General features: G+C 55.1%; 16 protein-coding genes, 4 tRNA genes and 1 pseudogene. 19 read left to right on the forward strand and 2 right to left on the reverse strand.

The window, feature by feature from the left end; genetic code table 11:
- The first annotated feature begins 199 nt into the window (after positions 1 to 199).
- Positions 200 to 3,712, forward strand: a complete 3,513-nt coding sequence (locus tag R1T41_RS14480; RefSeq protein WP_317337631.1) for a DEAD/DEAH box helicase — start codon at positions 200 to 202, stop codon at positions 3,710 to 3,712.
- A gap of 92 nt (positions 3,713 to 3,804) precedes the next feature.
- On the opposite strand, the gene R1T41_RS14485 is transcribed toward R1T41_RS14480, so the two are convergent.
- A tRNA-Thr gene (locus R1T41_RS14485) sits at positions 3,805 to 3,881 on the reverse strand.
- 154 nt (positions 3,882 to 4,035) lie between these two features.
- Positions 4,036 to 4,914 carry a 23S rRNA (guanosine(2251)-2'-O)-methyltransferase RlmB gene (gene rlmB / locus R1T41_RS14490; protein WP_062952538.1) on the reverse strand — a complete coding sequence of 293 codons (879 nt, stop codon included), beginning with the start codon at positions 4,912 to 4,914 and terminating at the stop codon, positions 4,036 to 4,038.
- 195 nt (positions 4,915 to 5,109) lie between these two features.
- On the opposite strand from rlmB, the gene R1T41_RS14495 reads away from it, so the two are divergent.
- From R1T41_RS14495 to rplC, 18 genes and pseudogenes are all read left to right on the forward strand, one after another.
- Positions 5,110 to 5,194 (forward strand) — tRNA-Tyr (locus R1T41_RS14495).
- A 36-nt stretch (positions 5,195 to 5,230) separates the two neighbouring features.
- A tRNA-Gly gene (locus R1T41_RS14500) sits at positions 5,231 to 5,304 on the forward strand.
- 76 nt (positions 5,305 to 5,380) lie between these two features.
- A complete protein-coding gene (gene tuf, locus R1T41_RS14505) occupies positions 5,381 to 6,571 on the forward strand; it encodes an elongation factor Tu (RefSeq protein ID WP_040059651.1) in 1,191 nt (396 codons plus the stop codon).
- A gap of 132 nt (positions 6,572 to 6,703) precedes the next feature.
- Positions 6,704 to 6,779, forward strand: a tRNA-Trp gene (locus tag R1T41_RS14510).
- A 49-nt stretch (positions 6,780 to 6,828) separates the two neighbouring features.
- Positions 6,829 to 7,026, forward strand: a complete 198-nt coding sequence (gene secE / locus R1T41_RS14515) for a preprotein translocase subunit SecE (protein ID WP_062952273.1) — start codon at positions 6,829 to 6,831, stop codon at positions 7,024 to 7,026.
- A 3-nt stretch (positions 7,027 to 7,029) separates the two neighbouring features.
- The gene (gene nusG / locus R1T41_RS14520) at positions 7,030 to 7,560 is read left to right on the forward strand and encodes a transcription termination/antitermination protein NusG (RefSeq protein ID WP_007092434.1); all 531 of its coding nucleotides are present in this window, start codon (positions 7,030 to 7,032) and stop codon (positions 7,558 to 7,560) included.
- Positions 7,561 to 7,664: 104 nt separating this feature from the next.
- Positions 7,665 to 8,093 (forward strand): 50S ribosomal protein L11, encoded by a 429-nt coding sequence (gene rplK / locus R1T41_RS14525; RefSeq protein WP_062952272.1) that lies wholly within the window; start codon positions 7,665 to 7,667, stop codon positions 8,091 to 8,093.
- Between the two features lie 4 nt (positions 8,094 to 8,097).
- On the forward strand, positions 8,098 to 8,796 hold the full coding sequence (gene rplA / locus R1T41_RS14530; protein ID WP_007092432.1) for a 50S ribosomal protein L1: 699 nt from the start codon (positions 8,098 to 8,100) through the stop codon (positions 8,794 to 8,796).
- Between the two features lie 282 nt (positions 8,797 to 9,078).
- Positions 9,079 to 9,597 carry a 50S ribosomal protein L10 gene (gene rplJ / locus R1T41_RS14535; protein ID WP_037991699.1) on the forward strand — a complete coding sequence of 173 codons (519 nt, stop codon included), beginning with the start codon at positions 9,079 to 9,081 and terminating at the stop codon, positions 9,595 to 9,597.
- 46 nt (positions 9,598 to 9,643) lie between these two features.
- A complete protein-coding gene (gene rplL / locus R1T41_RS14540; protein ID WP_062952271.1) occupies positions 9,644 to 10,021 on the forward strand; it encodes a 50S ribosomal protein L7/L12 in 378 nt (125 codons plus the stop codon).
- A 364-nt stretch (positions 10,022 to 10,385) separates the two neighbouring features.
- A pseudogene (gene rpoB / locus R1T41_RS14545) lies at positions 10,386 to 14,553 on the forward strand (DNA-directed RNA polymerase subunit beta).
- A 106-nt stretch (positions 14,554 to 14,659) separates the two neighbouring features.
- A complete protein-coding gene (gene rpoC, locus R1T41_RS14550; protein WP_062952269.1) occupies positions 14,660 to 18,853 on the forward strand; it encodes a DNA-directed RNA polymerase subunit beta' in 4,194 nt (1,397 codons plus the stop codon).
- A 374-nt stretch (positions 18,854 to 19,227) separates the two neighbouring features.
- Positions 19,228 to 19,599 (forward strand): 30S ribosomal protein S12, encoded by a 372-nt coding sequence (rpsL, locus tag R1T41_RS14555; RefSeq protein ID WP_007092427.1) that lies wholly within the window; start codon positions 19,228 to 19,230, stop codon positions 19,597 to 19,599.
- Positions 19,600 to 19,611: 12 nt separating this feature from the next.
- Positions 19,612 to 20,079 (forward strand): 30S ribosomal protein S7, encoded by a 468-nt coding sequence (gene rpsG, locus R1T41_RS14560; RefSeq protein WP_062952268.1) that lies wholly within the window; start codon positions 19,612 to 19,614, stop codon positions 20,077 to 20,079.
- A gap of 27 nt (positions 20,080 to 20,106) precedes the next feature.
- On the forward strand, positions 20,107 to 22,188 hold the full coding sequence (gene fusA, locus R1T41_RS14565) for an elongation factor G (protein ID WP_062952267.1): 2,082 nt from the start codon (positions 20,107 to 20,109) through the stop codon (positions 22,186 to 22,188).
- A gap of 28 nt (positions 22,189 to 22,216) precedes the next feature.
- Complete coding sequence (tuf, locus tag R1T41_RS14570) at positions 22,217 to 23,407, forward strand: elongation factor Tu (protein WP_040059651.1); 1,191 nt, start codon at positions 22,217 to 22,219, stop codon at positions 23,405 to 23,407.
- Positions 23,408 to 23,525: 118 nt separating this feature from the next.
- The gene (rpsJ, locus tag R1T41_RS14575) at positions 23,526 to 23,834 is read left to right on the forward strand and encodes a 30S ribosomal protein S10 (RefSeq protein ID WP_007091508.1); all 309 of its coding nucleotides are present in this window, start codon (positions 23,526 to 23,528) and stop codon (positions 23,832 to 23,834) included.
- 16 nt (positions 23,835 to 23,850) lie between these two features.
- Positions 23,851 to 24,570, forward strand: coding sequence for a 50S ribosomal protein L3 (rplC, locus tag R1T41_RS14580; protein WP_062952329.1), 720 nt, complete (start codon positions 23,851 to 23,853; stop codon positions 24,568 to 24,570).
- The last annotated feature ends 5 nt before the right edge of the window (positions 24,571 to 24,575 follow it).

The following is a 24,575-nucleotide window of genomic DNA, read 5'->3' on the forward strand; positions in this document are numbered from 1 at the left end:
TTGTTCCGTATGTTAGAGCCGCAAGAAAAATTCAAACTTGACGCGATGCCTCCATTCCGCGTGGCAGATTGGTTAGTGGAATTGCAAGCTTACGATGAATTTCTTGCATTCGATTATCGTTATGAGGAATGATTATTTGAAAGCAAAGAGATACGGGGAGGCGTGACGTTGTTTTGCGCCAAGGCTAGGCGGAAAATTTATGAAGAATAGACCTTATTTCAATAAGTCGATTAAAGAGCTGGAAAAGACCTTTAATGACAACCAGAGCGATTCTGAAACGCTTAACCGCTTGATACATGAACTGGAGTTTCGCAGCACGCAACGCGCACTTGCACTAAAGAAAAAAGTTCAGGCGGCAACTACCGATCAATCCCCTAATTCATCTCCTCAAAAGCCTGTATTCAATCCTGAACCAAAAGCGGATCAGCTTGACTCAGCTCCGCGTCAATCAGCGCTAGCTGTTGGTGAGCCTCCGAAGCTCCATGAAGCTATTAGGCCGCCGGAAACAATCAAGATTGCGGCCAAACCTGTAGCGAAACCACCGATCACAAATGATGCGCAGGATATTCTGCGCGCATGGACGGCGTTGGAGGTTTTGTCTCCACAAGGGTATCGACGAGAAACAGATCTGGTAGCCGGTGACCGGAAAAAGATTGCTCGTTTTGAAGAAGGACCTTTGCCGTGGGAACTAGGGGAAAAATCTCTTCCCAAAAAGCGGCTTTACTATGAGCTTATCCTCGGTGCGATAGAACTAGCTCCAGCTGTTGAAATGCTGCTGAAAGTTTACGCTGATAAGCGCCCGGATAAACCCAGCGTAAGGGGGAGCAGTCCGATTGCAAGCATCCTTTTGGACAAAGAAGGACGCCCCTTGGAGGAAGAGACAAGTGCTGCGATTTCAAGTTTTGCGTGGGGCGTTCCAATCGCTCTTCAAGGGGACTTGAAGAAGCTCGCCGACTGGCCCGCCCAGGAAAAGATTTTGAAAGGACAGTTCAGAAAACTCTTAGTCAAACGGGATCGAAATGATGATGTAATTCCGTTGACGAAAAGCCGTATCTCAGAGCTGTTTGAGTATCTTGTCTCGACCCTAAACCTAGACGGTCATGTGATGAAAGCGCCGTCCTTCGCTTTGCGGCGATATGAGTTTTTTGCCAGTAAGACACCGCCCGAACCGGGTTTGCTTAATTCGTTCTTCTTGGAGGATTTGGCCGAGGCCCGCGTGCTGGCAAGTATGGGGAAACTTCCCAAAGCGCTCGAACATTATCTTGGTATCAAAAAGCCGTCGCAACGCATTAATTTGTTGGAAGACAATGCTGGTTTACGGGACTTACTTCAACCCGCTTTGACGCCTCCCGGGAAATGGCCAGGCAAAGGACGTTTCCCGCTGGCTTTGTTACAGCAAGCGGCAGTCAACGCCACAAATGCGCGGCAAATTAAGACTGGTGTTCTCGCCGTTAACGGTCCGCCCGGTACCGGTAAGACAACCTTACTTCGTGATGTTGTGACAGCACGGCTCATAGAGCGTGCCGTAGTGATGCATGAATTTGACCGTCCATCGCAAGCCTTCACGCCAACTAGCGAAACCCTTCAACGTAGCGGTGCGAAGATCACACTTCATAAGCTGGATGAACGACTTAAAGGCTTCGAGATGGTGGTAACATCATCCAACAACAAAGCTGTCGAGAATGTCAGTGCAGAACTTCCTGCACTAGACGCAATCGCGGTGGATGCGCCCGAACTTCGATATTTCAAGAGTATTTCAGATAATGTTCTTGAACGTGATACGTGGGGTCTTATTGCCGCTGTCCTTGGCAATTCTTCAAACCGCTACATGTTTTCACAAAGGTTCTGGCGCGACGAGGAGAATGGTCTTTCCACGTATCTCAATCATGCCAGCGGTGTGCCGCAAATAGTATCGGAACCCCAAGGTCGCGGCCGTCCTCCGCTGAAGCGAAATCGTCGAATCATTGATCGTGAGCATCCGCCGTCAAATAGCCGCGAAGCACAGATGCGGTGGGAGAAAGCCCGTTCCAAATTCAAGACCAAGTTTGATGCTTTAAAGCGAACGGAAAACCGCCTGCAAAAGCTTCATGTGCAGCTCGTGCGTCACGCACAGGTCGTTGCTGAAATTAATAACCTCGCGCAAAAACTGCCTTCTCTTGAAGTGGATGCGCGGAACTTAGAAAGCGAGCGCGCAACCGCCCTACACGAGCTACAAGAAGCAGAAAACCGGTTTAAGAATTCACGACAAGCCCAAGTTTCTCATTTTTCATCGCGCCCTGGTTTCTTTGCAAGGTTATTCCGCACGCCTCGTTTCAGAACATGGCGCGATGAACAGCAAGGCCTTTTTAATAGAGCCGGAGGCGATCAGCAGCGTTTTCACAACTGCAAGAAAATTGCCGAAGATCTTGGTGCAGAGCTCGCGGCGACAAAGGAATTGATTGCGCAGAATCGGGAGTTTTTGGACACCCTTCGTGCCGAAAAGACAGATTTGGAAGCAAGCCTGCAACATACTTGCGTTGAGCTTGATGTACCGATCCCAGATGACGACTTCTTTGCGGGCGCACACGAAGATATTCAAACCGCCAGCGTCTGGTTTGATAGCGCGGCAAGTCGACAGCGCGATGATGTCTTTGAAGCCGCTATTCAACTGCACCACGCATTTATCGATGCAGCAGCCGATCCGCTGCGGCAAAACCTATCTGTCTTTGTAGAGACTTTCGGGACGCGTTCACTCGGCACACCGCAAAAAGATGTCTTGATCCCTGATCTTTGGTCATCTTTCTTCTTGGTGGTTCCGGTTGTCTCGACAACATTTGCCTCGGTGAATTGGATGTTCTCGCGGCTTCCCACCGAAGCCCTGGGATGGCTTCTGGTAGATGAAGCTGGGCAAGCAGTGCCACAAGCTGCCGTTGGTGCGATGATGCGAACAAAGCGCTCGGTTGTCGTCGGCGATCCGCTTCAAATCGAGCCCGTTGTTACCCTCCCTAACAGCCTCACGGAAGAAGTATGTGCTTTCTTCGGCATTGACCCATTGAAATACAATGCGCCAGAAGCCTCGGTGCAGACAGTTGCAGATGCTGCCAGTATGTACTGTGCTAAGTTTCCGATCGGCAGCGGGCACCGGGATGTTGGATCGCCGCTACTTGTGCATCGACGCTGCGATAGCCCGATGTTTGATATCTCGAACGAGATTGCCTATTCAAATCTGATGGTGCAGGCGAAGGCGCCGTCAACGTCAAATCCGGTTCTCGGACACTCATGCTGGATAGATGTTGTAGGCAAGTCTAGTTCTGACAAATGGTGCGCTGATGAAGGAGAAGTGTTGATTAAAATGCTGCGAAAGATTTGCTTGAGCGGCACTCGCGCTGATCTATACGTGGTGACTCCTTTTGTTGTTGTGCAGGACAATCTCCGTCAGGCAATCCTGCGCAGCGGCGTGTTAAGCGGATGGATCGATAAACCTGACGATTGGGTATGGGAGCACGTTGGTACGGTTCACACAGTTCAAGGCCGTGAAGCCGCAATCGTCTTCTTCGTCCTTGGGGCGCAAGATTCTTCTCAAAATGGCGCGCGCAATTGGGCCGGTAGCAAGCCGAATCTCGTGAACGTTGCAGTAACGCGAGCTAAAGCATCACTATACGTTATCGGCAATCGCAGCCTTTGGAAAACGGCGGGAGTGTTTTCGGTGCTAGACAGGTATCTTTCTGATTAAGGTTTCTTCTCTACGCTGCGACGGATAGAACCGCCCGGCCAAATAGCCAAAAGAAAACCCCGTAAGCATGTGCTTGCGGGGTTTCTTTTTAATGGTGCCGGCAGAGAGACTCGAACTCCCAACCTTCGGATTACAAATCCGCTGCTCTACCAATTATAGCTATGCCGGCCAAGCGGCGCGAAACATAATCCGGGCCGTTCGCGAATGCAAGACTTTGAAACAGGGAAAAGATCAGAAAATTGCATCCCTGAAAATCACGGTCCTGTCGCGGATGTTGGCGGGCCGTGATGCCGGTTTGGCATCACGGGATTCGTCAAAGGTTTTCAGCCGCGTGTCCGGTACAGTTCGTAAAGGGCAACCGCGGCCGCGTTCGAGACGTTGAGGCTTTCGATGCGGTCCGACATCGGCAGTTTGACGAGGAAATCGCAATTTTCGCGCGTCAGGCGGCGCAGGCCGTCACCTTCGGAGCCCATGACGATTCCGACACGGCCCTTCAGCTTGGCTTCGGCCAGGGTCTGTTCGGCGTAACCATCCATGCCCGCCAGCCAGAAGTGGGCGGCTTTGAGCTTTTCGATGGTGTGGTTGAGGTTGCCCGCATGAATATAGGGCACGGTTTCAAGCGCGCCGCTGGCCGATTTGGCCAGAACACCGGTTTCAGGCGGGGCGTGACGGTCGGGCACGATGACGGCAGCCGCACCAAAGGCAGCCGCACTGCGAAGAATCGCGCCGACATTGTGCGGGTCGGTGACCTGATCAAGGATGAGGACCGTGCATTGTTCCTCGTCCCTGGTGTCGGCGATCAGTTCTTCGACGGAAATCTGGGGCAGGGGGGCGCAATGCATGGCCATGCCCTGATGGACGGTGCCCGGCGGCAGCATTTCATCAAGATCGGTGCGCCCGGCGGCGTCAAGCTGGACATCGGTGCGTTCGGTATCGGCAAGGGCGGCAACAATTTCGTCGCGCACGGCCTCGGACGCCCAGATTTTGTGAATCGTGCGTTGCGGATTGTAAATCGCGTTCAGAACCGGGTGACGGCCAAACAGAATCAGGCGCGAAGCGTTGCTTGCATTGCCGCCGTCGCGGCCGCGTTTTCGTCCGCGACGCGAATTGCCGTCACGTTTATCATCGTCTTGCGTGAAGCTGTCGCCCGGACCCGTTCCGGTCGAACGGTTGGCAGAACGTGAATTGTTGCGACGCGACATAATGGCGGAAACCTCCGGACGGTAAGGGTGTGAATGCACTTTGTTTCGCTTTGGAACGAAAGCATGGGGAACATATAGGAAAGGAAATACGATTTCGTGTTTTTTTTTGCTGTTGACAAGGACAGGCCCTGCAACGTATTCCCTCCCTCGCCGAACGAAGCCGGGGGGTAACCCCGACAACGTTTTGACCCTGATGGAGGGGTGGCAGAGCGGTCAAATGCAGCGGACTGTAAATCCGCCGACTTAGTCTACGCAGGTTCGAATCCTGCCCCCTCCACCATTCTCTCGCCCTCGCGAGAGCTCGCAAAGAGAATATGCGGGTGTAGCTCAATGGTAGAGCAGAAGCCTTCCAAGCTTACGACGAGGGTTCGATTCCCTTCACCCGCTCCAGATTTTATATGATCCCGTCGGCTCGTGCGGTGGGTTCTTACGTGTTTTTTTTGGTTCGGATTAGGATCTGAGTGTAATGGCTAAAGAAAAGTTTGCGCGTACAAAACCGCACGTGAACGTTGGCACCATCGGCCACGTTGACCACGGTAAAACCACGCTGACCGCAGCGATCACCAAAGTTCTCGCAGAGAGCGGCGGCGCATCGTTCCAGGACTACAGCATGATCGATAAGGCGCCGGAAGAGAAAGCTCGTGGTATCACGATCTCGACCGCGCACGTCGAATATGAAACGGCGAACCGCCACTATGCGCACGTCGACTGCCCGGGCCACGCTGACTATGTTAAAAACATGATCACCGGTGCGGCACAGATGGACGGCGGCATCCTGGTTGTTTCGGCAGCAGACGGCCCGATGCCGCAGACCCGCGAGCACATCCTGCTTGCCCGTCAGGTTGGCGTTCCGGCCCTCGTCGTGTTCATGAACAAGGTTGACCAGGTCGATGACGAAGAGCTGCTCGAGCTCGTCGAAATGGAAATCCGTGAACTTCTGTCGTCCTACGACTTCCCGGGCGACGACATTCCGATCGTCAAAGGTTCGGCTCTTGCCGCCCTTGAAGGTCGTGATGACGCGATTGGCAAAGAAGCGATCCTGAAGCTGATGGAAGCTGTTGACAGCTACATCCCGGCACCGGAACGTCCGAAAGACCGTCCGTTCCTGATGCCGATCGAGGACGTGTTCTCGATCTCGGGTCGTGGTACCGTTGTGACCGGCCGTGTTGAAACCGGTATCGTCAAGGTTGGTGAAGAAGTCGAAATCGTCGGTATCAAAGACACCGTCAAAACGATCGTCACCGGCGTTGAGATGTTCCGCAAGCTGCTCGATCAGGGTGAAGCTGGCGACAACATTGGCGCCCTGCTGCGCGGCACCAAACGTGAAGACGTCGAACGTGGCCAGGTTCTGGCACATGTCGGCTCGATCAAGCCGCACACCAAGTTCACTGCAGAAGCTTACATCCTGACCAAGGATGAAGGTGGCCGTCACACGCCGTTCTTCTCGAACTACCGTCCGCAGTTCTACTTCCGTACCACTGACGTCACCGGCTCGATCGAGCTGCCGGCAGGCACGGAAATGGTTATGCCGGGCGACAACGTCCAGATGACCGCGACCCTCATTGCACCGATCGCAATGGACGAAGGTCTGCGTTTCGCAATCCGTGAAGGCGGTCGTACCGTCGGCGCCGGTGTTGTTGCGAAAATCATCGAATAATTTTTGAAGATTTGCACCATTGGGTGCTTGATCTTTGATGTGCGGGCGGATATAAGCCGCCCGCACACCCTGCCGCCCGGGCGGGACTGTGTCGGAAAGACCTGAAGAAATTCAACTTTCTGATTACCTTGTAGGAGTGTAGCTCAGTTGGTAGAGCATCGGTCTCCAAAACCGAGGGCCGTGGGTTCGAGTCCCTCCGCTCCTGCCATTTACCCGGGTCTTGGAATTGAATTTTTGAAAGCGGTGTAACCCCGACAATGGCTAAAACGTCGCCGGCACAATTCGTACAGCAGGTTCGCACCGAGGCCAAAAAGGTTTCGTGGCCGACCCGCAAGGAAACGACCGTTTCAACCATCATGGTTTTCGTCATGGTGGCTTTGGCGTCTGTTTTCTTTTTTGTTGTGGATCAGCTTCTCGCCTGGGGCGTTCAATTGATCTTTGGTGTCGGGGGTTAAGTCATGGCGCATCGCTGGTACGTTTTGCACGTCCATTCGGGTTTTGAGAAGAAAGTCGCCCAGTCGATCCGCGAGCAGTCCATCAAGAAAGGTCTTGAGGGCGAAATCAAAGAGGTCCTGGTTCCGACGGAAGAAACTGTCGAGGTTCGTCGCGGTGCGAAGGTCAATGCCGAGCGGAAGTTTTTCCCCGGCTACGTGCTGCTGAATATGGACCTGACGGATGAGAGCTGGCATCTGGTCAAGAACACCGCCAAGGTCACCGATTTCCTTGGCAGCCGTGGCAAGCCGATGCCGATTTCCGAAAAGGAAGCCCAGCACATCCTGCATCAGGTGCAGGAAGGTGTCGAGCGTCCGAAGTCGACCATTTCGTTCGAGGTTGGCGAGGAAGTCCGTGTTTCCGACGGTCCGTTTGCATCGTTTAACGGTGTCGTCGAAGGGGTTGATGAAGAACGTGCGCGCCTTAAGGTGTCGGTTTCGATCTTCGGTCGTTCAACCCCGGTCGAGCTGGAATATACCCAGGTCGAAAAGCTCTGACGAGCTGATACAAGTGAAGTTTCTGTCTGCGTGATGCGGACAGTTTTTAAAGCGCGGGAGGTCAGCCATGACCGTACCGCGCGCTTCTGTAATGAGGTACTCTAATGGCGAAGAAAATCGACGGCTATATCAAGCTGCAGATTCCCGCCGGCAAAGCCAACCCGTCGCCGCCCGTCGGCCCGGCTCTTGGTCAGCGCGGCGTGAATATCATGGAATTCTGCAAGGCGTTCAACGCAGCGACCCAGCAGATGGAACCAGGGATGCCGATTCCGGTCGTCATCACCGTTTATTCCGACCGTTCCTTCAGCTTTGTCACCAAAACCCCGCCGGCATCCTACTTCCTGAAAAAGGCAGCAGGCATTCCGAAAGGTTCCGGTACGACCGGTAAAGGTTACATCGGTAAAGTGACCAAAGCACAGGTCAAGGAAATCGCGGAAGCCAAAATGGCTGACCTCAACGCATTTGACGTTGAAGGCGCGATGGCGATGATCGAAGGTTCTGCCCGTGCTATGGGCCTCGAGGTTGTGGAGTAAGACGATGGCCAAGACTGGTAAGCGCCTTGCCCAGGCTTATGAGGGCATCGACCGTAACACCCAGTACGAACTGACCGCAGCGGTCAAGCTCGTCAAGGATGGTGCAAAAGCGAAATTCGACGAAACCGTTGAAATCGCGATGAACCTTGGTGTTGATCCGCGTCACGCAGACCAGATGGTCCGTGGTGTTGTTTCGCTTCCGCATGGTACCGGTAAAACCATGCGCGTCGCCGTCTTCGCAAAAGACGCCAAAGCAGAAGAAGCCCAGAAAGCTGGTGCGGACGCTGTTGGCGCCGAAGACCTGATGGAAGCAATGCAGAAAGGCGATCTGAACTATGATCGCGTTATTGCAACCCCGGACATGATGGCTGTTGTCGGTCGTCTCGGTAAGGTTCTGGGCCCGCGCGGCCTGATGCCGAACCCGAAACTCGGCACCGTGACCATGGATGTTGCCCAGGCTGTTTCCGATGCCAAAGCTGGCCAGGTTCAGTTCCGCGCTGAAAAGAATGGTATTGTCCATGCCGGTATCGGCAAGGCGTCCTTCAGCGAAGAACAGCTTGTTGAAAATGCCAAGGCATTCGTTTCTGCGATCGTCAAAGCGAAACCGACAGGCGCAAAAGGTGTATACCTGCAGCGCGCCGCCATCAGCTCGACCATGGGCGCTGGCGTGAAACTGTCGATTGCGGACATCGCATCGAAGTAATTCAAGAATTCTGACCGGTCGCATGCGGCCGGTCAGGACCGGAGAGGGTTGCAAGATCCTCTCTACCTGTCTGTCCCAGACTGCAGGTGAACGGTATCTGCCGTTCTTAATCTCCTGCATAGGCAGAGGTTCCGGTTTTTAGTTTTCCCCGGTTAACGGGGCATCACAAAAGGCTTGGACATCTGGCAAACGGACGGGCGTCACAGACCGGTTCGAAAGGACTGGTCACGTCTGTGAACCCCCCATGGGGTTCAGGGCAATAAGCAATGTCGGAGACTTAAAGTGAACCGCGATGATAAAACACAGTTCGTAGCAGAAATGCGCGAAGTGTTCGAAGGTGCGGAAGGCGTTATCGTTACCCAGTACAAAGGGTTGACGGTTGCGGAAATCACCGCTCTTCGTGCGCAGATGCGTGATGCTGGTGCGGGCTTCAAGGTCACCAAAAACCGGCTTACGCGACTTGCTCTGGAAGGCACCAAATTTGCCGGTCTTGCAGACCACTTCACCGGCCCGACCGCGATCGCCTATTCGGCTGATCCCGCGTCGGTCGCGAAAGTGGCCTCAACGTTCGCAAAAGCCAATGACAAGCTCGTTCTTGTTGCTGGCGCCATCGGTGAACAGATTCTGGACGAACAGGGCGTCAAAGCTCTGGCAGAACTGCCGTCGCTGGACGAACTGCGTGCGAAACTGGTGGGTATGATCCAGACCCCGGCACAGCGTATCGCTACGCTGACCTCCAAGCCGGCGGCCCAGATTGCCCAGGTGCTGAAGGCATACGCCGAAAAAGGCGAAGCCGCGTAACCCAATTTACCAACTTATCCAAGTTCAAGCCTAGGAGTTTATACAAATGGCCGATCTTAAGGCACTCGTTGAAGAGCTTTCGAAGCTCACCGTTCTTGAAGCTGCAGAGCTTTCCAAACTTCTCGAAGAAGAGTGGGGCGTTTCCGCCGCTGCTCCGGTTGCTGTTGCTGCTGCTGGTGGCGCTGCTGCCGGTGCTGCTGCTGCAGAAGAAAAAACCGAATTCGACGTTATCCTGGCTTCTGCTGGTGACAAGAAAATCAACGTCATCAAAGAAGTTCGCGCAATCACCGGTCTTGGCCTGAAAGAAGCCAAAGACCTGGTCGAAGGCGCACCGAAAGCTGTTAAAGAAGGCGCGTCGAAAGACGAAGCCGAGTCGATCAAGAAGCAGCTTGAAGAAGCTGGCGCAACCGTCGAACTCAAGTAATCGACGGCTTCTTGCCAAGGTTTGGGTCGGCGGCCTTCGGGTCGCCGACCTATCCGTCTCTACGGTGCGGGCAATGGGTGTCCGGTCTGTCGGGACGCGAAAAGGAAATTTACGGTTGACGCTGCCAAAGGTAATCGTACATAACGTAAGGCCGTTTAGGTCAGAGGTTATCTTTGACGGCGTCGACAGCCGAGGGATCAGTGATCTCATTCATGTTGGATGTCACATAACATCCACGGTCATAATCAAGTGAACGCCCGCCCCGTACGGGGCTCGGGCGTCGTTGTGCTGTATGCTTTTTGCGTGGTGGCACAGGGACGAACGAGTTACGACGGTGTGGGGAGGCGCGATTAAAGGAACGATGATGGATAAGTCCTTTACCGGTCGAAAGCGCATCCGCAAGAGCTTTGGACGGATCAGCGAAGTCGCTCCGCTCCCGAACCTGATTGAGGTTCAAAAGAATTCTTACGACAAGTTTTTGCAGACTGGTACCCCGCAGGAGCAGCGGGACGATGCCGGCCTCCAGGAAGTGTTCAAGAGCGTCTTTCCGATTAAAGATTTCTCAGAGCGCGCAACCCTCGAGTTTGTGTCGTATGAGCTGGAGCAGCCCAAATACGATACCGAGGAGTGCCGTCAGCGTGGCATGACTTTTGCCGCGCCGCTGCGCGTGACACTGCGTCTGGTTGTCTGGGATATTGACGAAGATACCGGTGCACGTTCGATCCGCGATATCAAGGAACAGGACGTGTATATGGGCGACATGCCGCTCATGACCGAACACGGTACCTTTATCGTGAACGGCACCGAGCGTGTTATCGTCTCGCAGATGCACCGTTCGCCGGGCGTCTTCTTCGACCACGACAAGGGCAAGAGCCACAGCTCGGGCAAGTACCTGTTTGCTGCGCGCGTGATCCCGTATCGTGGTTCGTGGCTCGATTTCGAATTCGACGCGAAAGACATCCTGTATGTCCGTATCGACCGTCGCCGCAAACTGCCGGCGACCACGCTGCTTATGGCTCTTGAAAACGAAGAGTCCCAGGCCCTGCGTGCACAGCGTGCCGAAGAAGGCCGCTCTGTCGATCCGTCGGAAATCGAAGGCCTGACGCCTGAAGAAATCCTCAACTATTACTATGAGTTCGGCAGAATACCGCCGCACCAAGGATGGTTGGGTAACCGATTTCAATGCAGATCGCTATATCGGTCAGAAGCTGGTCTTTGACCTGCTTGACGCCGACAGCGGTGAAGTCGTTGCCGCCGCAGGCAGCAAGATCACCAAGCGTTCCGCTGCCAAGCTTGTCGAGCAGGGTGTCAAACACATCCTGGTGCCGGAAGAACAGCTTAACGGCTGGTTCATGGCAGAAGACCAGATTGACGGTGAAACCGGCGAGATCCTTGCCGAAGCCGGCCACGAACTGACCGAAGGTGTGTTCGAACAGCTTAAAGAATGGGGTGTCGACACCGTTCGTCTGCTGATGATCGATCACAACAATGTCGGTGCGTATCTGCGCAACACCATTGCACTGGACAAGAACAGCAACCGCGAAGAAGCCCTTGTGGACATCTATCGCGTCATGCGCCCTGGCGAACCGCCGACCATCGAGGGTGCGGAAGCCATGTTCAAAGGCCTGTTCTTTGATGCAGAGCGTTACGACCTCTCGGCTGTTGGCCGTGTGAAAATGAATGCGCGCCTCAATCTGGAATGCCCGGATACGGTTCGTGTTCTGCGTCGTGAAGACATTCTGGAAGTCGTCCGCGTTCTGATCGACCTGAAAGACGGTCGTGGCGAAATCGACGATATTGACCATCTTGGCAACCGTCGTCTGCGTTCGGTCGGCGAGCTGATGGAAAACCAGTTCCGTGTTGGCCTGCTGCGTATGGAACGTGCGATCCGCGAGCGTATGAGCTCGGTCGAGATCGACAACGTCATGCCGCATGACCTGATCAATGCGAAGCCGGTTGCGGCTGCCGTTCGTGAATTCTTCGGCTCTTCGCAGCTGTCGCAGTTCATGGACCAGACCAACCCGCTTTCGGAAATCACCCACAAGCGTCGTCTTTCGGCACTTGGACCGGGCGGTTTGACCCGTGAGCGTGCAGGCTTTGAAGTTCGTGACGTTCATCCGACCCACTATGGTCGTATCTGCCCGGTTGAAACGCCGGAAGGTCCGAACATTGGTCTGATCAACTCGCTGGCGACCTTTGCCCGCGTCAACCAGTACGGCTTCATCGAAAGCCCGTACCGCAAGGTTGTCGATGGCGTGGTTACCCCTGAAGTCATCTATCTTTCGGCCATCGAAGAAGGTCGCTATGTCATTGCACAGGCGAACGAACCGCTGACCAAGGAATTCGGCTTCGAGAACGAACTGATCAACACCCGTAAAGCCGGTGACCACTATATGGCCCGCTCCGAAGAGATCGACCTTATGGACGTCTCGCCGAAGCAGCTCGTATCGGTCGCATCCGCGCTCATTCCGTTCCTTGAGAACGATGACGCGAACCGCGCACTGATGGGGTCGAACATGCAGCGTCAGGCGGTTCCGCTGATCCGTTCTGAAGCGCCGTATGTCGGTACCGGTATGGAAGTTCCGGTGGCACGTGATTCGGGTGCAACCCTGATCGCACGCCGTGATGGTGTTGTTGAATCCGTTGACGCGACCCGTATGGTTATCCGCGCAACCGGTGACATCGCCGCATCGGAATCGGGTGTCGATATCTACACCCTGCTGAAATATCAGCGTTCCAACCAGGGTAGCTGCATCAACCAGCGTCCGCTGGTGAAGGTGGGCGATGTTGTCCAGAAGGGCGACATCATCTCGGATGGTCCGTGTACCGATATGGGTGAGCTGGCTCTGGGCCGTAACGTGCTGGTCGCGTTTATGCCCTGGAACGGTTACAACTTCGAGGATTCCATCCTTCTGTCCGAGCGTATCGCACGTGATGACGTTTATACCTCGATCCATATCGAGGAATTCGAAGTTATGGCCCGCGATACCAAGCTGGGTCAGGAAGAGATCACCCGTGACATTCCGAACGTCGGTGAAGAAGCCCTTAAAAACCTCGACGAGGCGGGCATCGTTTACATCGGCGCGGAAATCAAGCCGGGCGATATCCTTGTCGGTAAAGTGACGCCGAAGGGCGAAAGCCCGATGACGCCGGAAGAAAAACTTCTGCGCGCCATCTTCGGTGAAAAAGCATCCGACGTCCGTGATACGTCGCTGCGTGTCCCGCCGGGACAGTTCGGTACCGTTGTTGAAGTCCGCGTGTTCTCGCGTCGTGGCGTTGACAAGGACGAACGTGCCCTGGCAATCGAACGTTCCGAAATCGAACGTCTTGCAAAAGACCGTGATGACGAACGTGCGATCCTGGAACGCAACTTCTATGGTCGTCTGAAAAACCTGCTGCTTGGCCAGACCCTGGTCGACGGACCGAAAGGTCTGAATGGCGAGATCACCGAAGACGCCCTTTCGGGTGTTGCACGTGGTCTGTGGCGTCAGATTGCCGTTGCCGATGACAGTGTCATGTCCGACATCGAAGCCCTGAAGAAACAGTTCGAGGAATCGATTGCTGTTCTGCAGGCTCGTTTCGACGACAAGGTCGACAAGCTTCAGGCTGGTGATGAACTGCCGCCGGGCGTGATGAAGATGGTCAAAGTCTTTGTCGCGGTTAAGCGTAAAATGCAGCCGGGCGATAAGATGGCCGGCCGTCACGGGAACAAGGGTGTCGTATCGCGCATCATGCCGATGGAAGACATGCCGCACCTCGAAGACGGTACGCCTGTCGATATCGTTCTGAACCCGCTTGGTGTTCCGTCGCGTATGAACGTCGGCCAGATCCTTGAAACCCACCTTGGCTGGGCGTCACGTGGTCTGGGTGAACAGATCGGCGAGCTTGTCGATGCTGTTGCCGATGGTCGTGCCGAGATGGACAGCCTGCGTGGCAAGCTCAATGAAGTGTACGAGGACGAGCAATACGTCACCGGCATTAAAGAGCTGAGCGATGGCGATGTCATCGAGCTTGGTAACAACCTGCGTCGTGGTGTGCCGATGGCAACCCCGGTCTTTGACGGTGCACGTGAGCCTGATGTGGTTCGCATGCTCGAAAAAGCAGGCCTTGATGGTTCTGGCCAGGTCGACCTTTATGATGGTCGTACCGGTGAGAAATTCCATCGCAAGGTGACCGTGGGCTACATCTACATGCTCAAGCTGCATCACCTGGTCGACGACAAGATCCACGCCCGTTCGATTGGTCCGTACTCGCTTGTTACCCAGCAGCCGCTGGGTGGTAAGGCACAGTTCGGTGGCCAGCGTTTCGGGGAGATGGAAGTGTGGGCACTCGAAGCTTACGGTGCTGCCTACACCCTCCAGGAAATGCTTACCGTCAAGTCGGACGATGTTTCGGGCCGTACCAAGGTCTATGAGGCGATCGTTCGTGGCGAAGACACCTTCGAGGCGGGCATTCCGGAATCCTTTAACGTTCTCGTTAAAGAACTTCGGTCGCTGGGTCTCAATGTCGAGCTCGAGCAAGACGACCTTTAATAGCTTGGCGGGCGGGTACCATTCGGGTATCCCGTCCGCCATCAAGCATCTTTCGGCCTGAAAATTGGCGAAACCCGGCGAGACCGGGCATAGCGGGAGAGCCTTTATGAACGAGTTGATGAAGATCTTCGGGCAGCCGCAGGGCACCCAGAGCTTCGATCAGATCCGGATTCAGATCGCCAGCCCGGAGCGTATCCGCTCCTGGTCGTTCGGCGAGATCAAGAAACCGGAGACCATCAACTACCGGACCTTTAAACCGGAACGCGACGGCCTGTTCTGTGCGCGCATTTTTGGTCCGGTGAAGGATTACGAATGCTTGTGCGGCAAGTACAAGCGTATGAAATATCGCGGCATTATCTGTGAGAAATGTGGCGTCGAAGTGACTCTGGCCAAAGTACGTCGTGAACGTATGGGCCATATCGAACTGGCGGCACCGGTTGCCCATATCTGGTTCATGAAGTCGCTGCCGAGCCGTCTGGGTCTGCTGCTGGACATGACGCTCAAGGATCTTGAGCGCATTCTGTATTTCGAAAACTATGTGGTCATCGAGCCGGGTCTGACCCCGCTCAAGATGGGTGAGCTTCTTTCAGAAGATCAGTACATGACCGCACAGGAAGAGTATGGCGAAGACAGCTTCCGTGCCGGTATCGGTGCCGAAGCGATCCGCGACATGCTTGCTGCGATCGATCTTGATGACGAACGCGAAACCGCGAAAATCGACCTCAAGGAAACCAATTCCGAAGCCAAGCGCAAGAAGCTGGTCAAACGCCTGAAGCTGATCGAAGCTTTCCAGGAGTCCGGTGCGCGTCCGGAATGGATGATCCTTGAAGTGATCCCGGTCATTCCGCCAGAACTGCGTCCGCTGGTTCCGCTGGATGGCGGCCGTTTCGCAACGTCCGACCTGAACGACCTTTACCGTCGTGTGATCAACCGTAACAACCGTCTGAAGCGCCTGATCGAGCTTCGTGCGCCCGATATCATCGTGCGTAACGAAAAACGTATGCTTCAGGAATCGGTTGATGCGCTGTTTGACAACGGCCGTCGCGGTCGTCCGATCACCGGTGCCAACAAGCGTCCGCTTAAATCGATGTCGGACATGCTTAAAGGTAAGCAGGGCCGTTTCCGTCAGAACCTTCTGGGTAAACGCGTCGACTATTCCGGTCGTTCGGTTATTACCGTGGGTCCGAACCTGAAACTGCATCAGTGCGGCCTGCCGAAGAAAATGGCGCTCGAACTGTTCAAGCCGTTCGTCTATGCGAAGCTTGAGCTGTACGGGATGGCAACCACCATCAAGGCTGCAAAGCGCATGGTGGAAAAAGAGCGTGCCGAAGTGTGGGATATCCTTGAACAGGTTATCCGTGAACACCCGGTCATGCTTAACCGTGCACCGACCCTTCACCGTCTTGGTATCCAGGCTTTCGAGCCTACCCTGATCGAAGGTAAGGCAATCCAGCTGCATCCGCTCGTCTGTACGGCTTTCAACGCCGACTTCGACGGTGACCAGATGGCCGTTCACGTGCCGCTGTCGCTTGAAGCGCAGCTTGAAGCACGTACCCTGATGATGTCGACCAACAACATCCTTTCGCCGGCTTCGGGTAAACCGATCATCGTGCCGTCGCAGGATATTGTCCTTGGTCTGTACTACATCTCGATGGAACGCGACGGTCAGCCGGGCGAGGGCATGTCCTTCGTCAATATCGCCGAAATCGAACAGGCTCTTGATGCCGGTGTTGTGACCCTGCATTCGAAAATCAATGCACGTTACAAAACCGTCGACGAGAACAACGAACCGATCACCATCCGTGTTCAGACCACGGTTGGCCGCATGTTGCTGTCCGAACTGCTGCCGCGTCATCCGCGCATTCCGTTCGCGACCATCAACAAGCTGCTGACCAAGAAAGACGTCTCGAACGTTATCGACGTCGTCTATCGTCACTGTGGCCAGAAAGAGACCGTTATCTTTGCTGACCGCATGATGGGTCTTGGCTTCAACTGGGCATGCAAAGCCGGTATTTCGTTTGGCAAGGATGACATGATCATTCCGGAAGCCAAGGAAACCCTGGTTGGCGCGACCCATGACAAGGTCAAGGAATACGAACAGCAGTATCAGGACGGTCTGATCACTCGCGGTGAGAAATACAACAAGGTCGTCGACGCCTGGTCGCAGTGCACCGATGACGTTTCCGAAGCGATGATGAAAGTCATCTCGGCAACGGCAGAAGGTGACAATGTGAACTCGGTTTACATGATGGCGCACTCCGGTGCCCGTGGTTCTGCCGCCCAGATGCGTCAGCTGGCTGCAATGCGCGGCCTGATGGCAAAGCCGGATGGCTCGATCATCGAGACGCCGATTATCTCGAACTTCAAAGAAGGCCTGACCGTGCAGGAGTACTTCAACTCCACCCACGGTGCCCGTAAAGGTCTGGCCGATACCGCACTGAAAACGGCGAACTCGGGTTACCTGACCCGTCGTCTCGTCGACGTCGCACAGGACAGCATCATCACCCAGCATGATTGCGGTACTGAACGCGGCCTCGACATTGCTGCGGTTGTCGATTCCGGCGAAGTTATCGAGACGCTGTCTGATCGTATCCTCGGTCGTTTCACCGCTGACGAGATTGTCAATCCGTCAACCGGCGAAGTCATCGTTCCGAAGAACGAAATGGTTGTCGAAGATCACCTTGATCTGATCGAAAAAGCAGGCGTCGAAATGGCGCGTATCCGCTCGGTCCTGACCTGTGATGCCGAAACCGGCGTTTGCGGCCATTGCTATGGTCGTGACCTGGCACGTGGTACCACGGTCAATATCGGTGAAGCTGTCGGTGTTATCGCCGCACAGTCGATCGGTGAGCCGGGCACGCAGCTTACGATGCGTACGTTCCACATTGGTGGTGCGGCACAGCGTGGTGCGGAAGTTTCGGGTGTCGAAGCCAACTTCGATGCGACCGTCAAACTGAAGAACCGTGCGGTTGTTACGAACTCGAGCGGTGTCATGATCGTCATGGCGCGTAACCTCGAGATCCTGCTGATCGACAAGACCGGCCGTGAACGTGCGAAATATCGCGTCCCGTACGGTGCGAAACTGCTTGCTGATGACGGTGACCAGATCACGCGTGGCCAGAAACTGGCCGAGTGGGATCCGTACACCCTGCCGATCATCACCGAGAAAGAAGGTTATGTGAACTATGTCGACCTTCTCGAGAACGTAACCATTCGCGAAGTCTATGACGAAGCGACCGGTATCGCCTCGAAAACGGTTATTGACTGGAAGAGCATGCCGAAGGCATCCGACCTCAAGCCGCGCGTTACGCTGCGTAACGAAAACGGCGAGGTCATCAACCTGGAAAACGGTCTTGAAGCCCGTTACTTCCTGTCGGTTGATGCCATTCTCTCGGTCGAGAACGGTCAGAAAGTCAACGCCGGTGACGTGCTTGCACGTATTCCGCGCGAAGGCTCGAAAACCCGTGACATCACCGGTGGTCTGCCGCGTGTGGCTGAATTGTTCGAGGCGCGCAAGCCGAAGGACCATGCCATCATCGCTGACATCGCCGGTCGTGTTGAGTTCGGCAAGGACTACAAGAACAAGCGTCGCGTGATCGTTCATCCGCTTGAGGATAGCGGTCTGACCGAACCGGTCGAATACCTGATCCCGAAAGGCAAGCATCTTGCCGTTCAGGAAGGGGACTTCGTCGAGAAGGGCGATCAGCTTCTTGATGGTTCTCCGGTTCCGCACGATATCCTGCGCGTTATGGGCGTCCCGGCACTGGCCGACTACCTGGTCAACGAAATCCAGGAAGTCTACCGTTTGCAGGGCGTGAAGATTAACGACAAACACATCGAAGTCATCGTTCGTCAGATGCTTCAGAAAGTGGAAGTTACCAAAACCGGTGACACCACGCTTCTGGTTGGCGAAATCATCGACCGTGTCGATTTCGATGCCGAAAACGAACGTGCCATTAAGGAAGGTGGCGAACTGGCCGAAGCTGCACCGGTCCTTCAGGGGATCACCAAGGCATCGCTCCAGACGCATTCCTTCATCTCGGCCGCGTCGTTCCAGGAAACCACGCGCGTTCTTACCGAAGCAGCCGTATCGGGCAAAACCGATACCCTGATCGGTCTGAAGGAAAACGTGATTGTGGGTCGTCTGATCCCGGCAGGTACCGGTGCGGTGATGAACCGTTTCCGTGCACTGGCCGCCGAACGCGACAAGAATGTACAGATCGAGGCAGAAGAGGAAATCGGCGACAATTTCGGCCCGCAGGCCGATGCCGAGTCCCCGTCATTGCCAGCCGGCGAGTAACATCGCCGCGCAAGCTTGTTAAAGAATCAGAGGCGAACCGGGAATTATCTATCGATGCACCGGTTCGCCTCGGCGTTTGAAGCGCCAACTCGAAGGCCCACAGGGTTTTGCTTGACGCGAAATGGGGCCGTCACTAGTATGCGCCCACCGAATCTCGGGGGGTGTAGCTGTGTCGGTGCCAAATTGCTTGGCAACGGGCGGTTTTGCCCCCCGTCGCTTGAGTGCGACTCTAACGGCCGTCGAGGGCAGGATGATCCTGCGTAATGGGCGGTCCGTATTTGCGTTTGCAGGATTTGCAAAGGCATGCGGTCGTTCGTCGTGCGTCGATAGAGCAGCGCCCTTGTGGCGTCCGTTAAAGTACAAAGGGAAAGTTAATGCCCACTATTAACCAGTTGATCCGCAAATCGCGGACTCCGCGCACCCAGCGCGACATGGTTCCGGCACTGGAAGCCTGCCCGCAGAAACGCGGCGTATGCACCCGTGTCTACACCACGACCCCGAAGAAGCCGAACTCGGCACTTCGTAAGGTTGCTCGTGTCCGTTTGACCAACGGCTACGAAGTTACCAGCTACATTCCGGGTGAAGGTCACAACCTGCAGGAACACTCTGTCGTCATGATCCGTGGCGGCCGCGTAAAGGATTTGCCGGGTGTGCGTTACCACATCATTCGCGGTACCCTCGATACCCAGGGTGTCAAAGACCGTAAACAGCGTCGTTCGAAATACGGCGCGAAACGCCCGAAATAAGGAGCAGCTCAGATGTCACGTCGTCACGCTGCTGAAAAGCGCGAAGTTTTGCCTGACGCCAAATATGGCGATAAGGTTCTGACCAAATTCATGAACGGCCTTATGCTCGACGGTAAGAAATCTGCCGCCGAAAAGATCGTTTATGGTGCACTGGAAGTTATGGAAGGCAAGGGTGCCGATCCGGTAGCCCAGTTCCATGAAGCCATGGACAACGTGAAGCCGAACGTCGAAGTTCGTTCGCGCCGTGTTGGTGGTGCTACTTACCAGGTTCCGGTTGAAGTTCGTTCCGAGCGCCGTCAGGCACTGGCCATTCGCTGGCTGGTTGACGCTGCTCGCAAGCGTTCCGAAACGACCATGATCGGTCGTCTCGCCGGTGAACTGATGGACGCAGCCAACAACCGTGGCTCGGCTGTCAAGAAGCGCGAAGACACCCATCGTATGGCCGAAGCCAACAAGGCTTTCGCTCATTACCGCTGGTAATTCAGACCTCAAGATCAAGAGTCGATTATGGTACAACGTACTCCGATCTCTCGGTATCGCAACATCGGCATCATGGCTCACATCGATGCTGGTAAAACGACGACCACCGAGCGAATTCTATTCTACACCGGCAAGTCCTACAAAATCGGCGAAGTCCACGACGGCGCCGCAACCATGGACTGGATGGAACAGGAACAGGAACGTGGCATTACGATTACGTCTGCTGCGACGACCTGCTTCTGGAAAGATAACCGCATCAACATCATCGATACCCCGGGCCACGTTGACTTCACGATTGAAGTTGAACGTTCGCTTCGTGTTCTCGATGGTGCATGCGCTGTTTTCGATGCCGTTTCCGGTGTTGAACCGCAGACCGAAACCGTATGGCGCCAGGCTGACAAGTACCGCGTTCCGCGCATGTGCTTCGTCAACAAAATGGACCGTACCGGTGCGGACTTCTTCCGCTGTGTTCAGATGATCAAAGACCGTCTCGGTGCCAACGCGGCTGTCATGCAGCTGCCGATCGGTTCCGAAATGGAATTCGAAGGTGTTGTCGATCTGGTGAAAAACCAGGAAATCGTCTGGAAAGACGAGAGCCTCGGCGCAGAATTCGAATATCGCGACATTCGCGACTCGCTCAAGGACCAGGCTGAAGAGTACCGTGAAGCTCTGATCGAACAGGCTGTCGAGTGCGATGAAGCTGCCATGGAAGCTTACCTCGAAGGCGAAATGCCGTCCGAGGAAGTTCTCAAGAAGTGCATCCGTAAAGGTACGCTGAAAGGCGAACTGGTTCCGGTCCTTCTGGGCACCGCGTTCAAGAACAAAGGCGTTCAGCCGCTTCTTGATGCCGTCATCGATTACATGCCGGCTCCGGACGACATCGAAGACGTGCGCGGCATCAAGCCGGGCACCGAAGACGAGCCGGACTCACGTCCGCTGAACGACGAAGCACCGTTCTCCGGTCTTGCATTCAAGATCATGAGCGATCCGTTCGTTGGCTCGCTGACGTTCGTACGTATCTATTCCGGTATGCTTGAAGCCGGTTCTTACGTTCTCAACTCTGTCAAAGAGAAAAAAGAACGTATCGGCCGTATGCTTCTTATGCATTCAAACAACCGCGAAGAAATCAAATACGCTTGCTCGGGCGACATCGTTGCTCTGGTTGGTCTGAAGGATACCACCACCGGTGATACCCTTTGCGATCCGGCCAAGCCGATCATCCTTGAGCGTATGGAATTCCCGGATCCGGTTATCGAGATCGCTGTTGAGCCGAAATCGAAAGCCGACCAGGAGAAAATGGGTCTCGCCCTTGCACGTCTTGCACAGGAAGATCCGTCGTTCCGCGTCAAAACCGACCACGAATCCGGCCAGACCATCATTTCCGGTATGGGCGAACTTCACCTCGACATCATCGTCGATCGCATGAAGCGTGAATTCAAGGTCGAAGCAAACGTCGGCGCGCCGCAGGTTGCTTATCGTGAGACGATTTCCCAGGAAGTCGACATCGATTACACCCACAAGAAACAGTCGGGTGGTTCGGGTCAGTTCGCACGTATCAAGTTGACCTTCACCCCGGGTGAACCGGGCAGCGGGTTCTCCTTCAAGGATACCGTCGTTGGCGGTAACGTTCCGAAGGAATACATCCCGGGTGTTGCCAAGGGTCTTGAAACCTCGCTTAACAGCGGTGTGATTGCCGGCTTCCCGGTCACCGACTTCTCGGTCACCCTGACCGACGGTGCGTATCACGACGTTGACTCGAGCGTCATGGCCTTCGAAATCGCAGCTCGTGCCGCCTTCCGTGAAGGTCTCTCGAAAGCTCGTCCGAAGCTTCTCGAGCCGATCATGAAGGTCGAAGTTGTGACGCCGGAAGAGTACATGGGCGACATCATCGGTGACCTTAACAGTCGCCGTGGTCAGGTCCGTGACATGGATTCCCGTGGTATCGCACGCGTTGTTAGCGCGTTTGTCCCGCTGGCGAACATGTTCGGTTACGTCAATACCCTGCGCTCCATGTCCCAGGGCCGTGCCCAGTTCGTGATGCAGTTCGATCATTACGCCGACGTCCCGCAGGCAGTTGCGGACGAAGTCAAGGCCAAGTCGGCCGGCTAAGGCGAAGCCAGAATAAACGGAGTTAGAAATGGCTAAAGAAAAATTTGCCCGTACAAAACCGCACGTGAACGTCGGCACCATCGGCCACGTTGACCACGGTAAAACCACGCTGACCGCAGCGATCACCAAAGTTCTCGCAGAGAGCGGCGGCGCATCGTTCCAGGACTACAGCATGATCGACAAAGCCCCGGAAGAGAAAGCTCGTGGTATCACGATCTCGACCGCGCACGTCGAATACGAAACGGCGAACCGCCACTATGCGCACGTCGACTGCCCGGGCCACGCTGACTATGTTAAAAACATGATCACCGGTGCGGCACAGATGGATGGCGGCATCCTGGTTGTTTCGGCAGCAGACGGCCCGATGCCGCAGACCCGCGAGCACATCCTGCTTGCCCGTCAGGTTGGCGTTCCGGCCCTCGTCGTGTTCATGAACAAGGTTGACCAGGTCGATGACGAGGAACTCCTCGAGCTCGTCGAAATGGAAATCCGTGAACTTCTGTCGTCCTACGACTTCCCGGGCGACGACATTCCGATCGTTAAAGGTTCGGCTCTTGCTGCCCTTGAAGGTCGTGATGACGCGATTGGCAAAGAAGCGATCCTGAAACTGATGGAAGCTGTTGACAGCTACATCCCGGCACCGGAACGTCCGAAAGACCGTCCGTTCCTGATGCCGATCGAGGACGTGTTCTCGATCTCGGGTCGTGGTACCGTTGTAACCGGCCGTGTTGAAACCGGTATCGTCAAGGTTGGTGAAGAAGTCGAAATCGTCGGTATCAAAGACACCGTCAAAACGATCGTCACCGGCGTTGAGATGTTCCGCAAGCTGCTCGATCAGGGTGAAGCTGGCGACAATATCGGCGCACTGCTGCGCGGCACCAAACGTGAAGACGTCGAACGTGGCCAGGTTCTGGCACATGTCGGCTCGATCAAGCCGCACACCAAGTTCACTGCAGAAGCCTACATCCTGACCAAGGATGAAGGTGGCCGTCACACGCCGTTCTTCTCGAACTACCGTCCGCAGTTCTACTTCCGTACCACTGACGTCACCGGCTCGATCGAGCTGCCGGCAGGCACGGAAATGGTTATGCCGGGCGACAACGTCCAGATGACCGCGACCCTCATTGCACCGATCGCAATGGACGAAGGTCTGCGTTTCGCAATCCGTGAAGGCGGTCGTACCGTCGGCGCGGGCGTTGTTGCCAAGATCATCGAGTAATTTTCTCTTGATCTTTGTGAAGCGGGCGGCTATGTAAGCCGCCCGCAACACTTTTGCGGCAATCGTCAACTCCAGTTGAGGGGCCGGTGTCCTTTTGAGGGCTCCGGTACATAATTACATGGATAGTCAGAACATTCGCATTCGCCTGAAGGCGTTTGACCATCGCGTGCTGGATCAGTCCACGCGCGAGATCGTCAATACGGCGAAGCGCACTGGCGCAGAGGTCCGCGGCCCGATTCCGCTGCCGACCCGCATTGAGAAATACACTGTTCTGCGGTCTCCGCACATCGATAAGAAATCGCGTGAACAGTTCGAAATCCGTACGCATAAGCGTCTTCTCGACATTGTCGACCCGACTCCCCAGACCGTTGATGCTCTGATGAAGCTCGACCTGGCTGCAGGCGTCGACGTCGAGATCAAACTTTAATCGGGAGTAAGCCGCAATGCGTAGTGGACTTATTACCCAGAAGGTTGGCATGACTCGCGTCTTCACGGACGAAGGCGTGCACCTTCCTGTCACCGTTCTGAAAGTCGATAACCTTCAGGTCGTTGCTAATCGTACCAGCGACACCGACGGTTACGTTGCTGTTCAGCTTGGCTATGGCAAAGCAAAAGTGAAAAACGTATCGAAGCCGATGCGCGGTCACTTCGCAAAAGCCAAGGTTGAGCCGAAAGCGAAACTTGCTGAATTCCGCGTTAGCGAAGATGCGCTGATCGAAGTCGGTGCCGAACTTTCGGCTGCCCACTTTGTCGAAGGCCAGTTCGTTGACGTTATCGGCACCTCCATCGGTAAAGGTTTTGCCGGTGCGATGAAGCGCCATAACTTCGGTGGTCTGCGTGCGTCGCACGGTGTGTCTGTATCGCACCGTTCGCATGGTTCCACCGGTCAGTGCCAGGATCCGGGCCGCGTCTTCAAAGGTAAGAAGATGGCTGGTCACATGGGTGCGGCTCGCGTTACCGTTCAGTCCCTGAAAATCGTCTCTACCGACGCTGACAAGGGTCTTGTTCTGGTTCACGGTGCTGTTCCGGGTCATGCTGGTGCGTATGTCCTTGTTAAGGATGCTGTGAAACGTGCTGCACCGGAAGGTCTGCCGTTCCCGGCCGCGCTTAAGGGTGCTGCTGCCCCGGCTGCTGAAGAAGCTGCCGCCGAGGATAAGGAATAAGCATC

Origin of the sequence: Thalassospira lucentensis (genome assembly GCF_032921865.1) — a bacterium.
Taxonomy (GTDB): Bacteria; Pseudomonadota; Alphaproteobacteria; order Rhodospirillales; family Thalassospiraceae; genus Thalassospira; species Thalassospira lucentensis_A.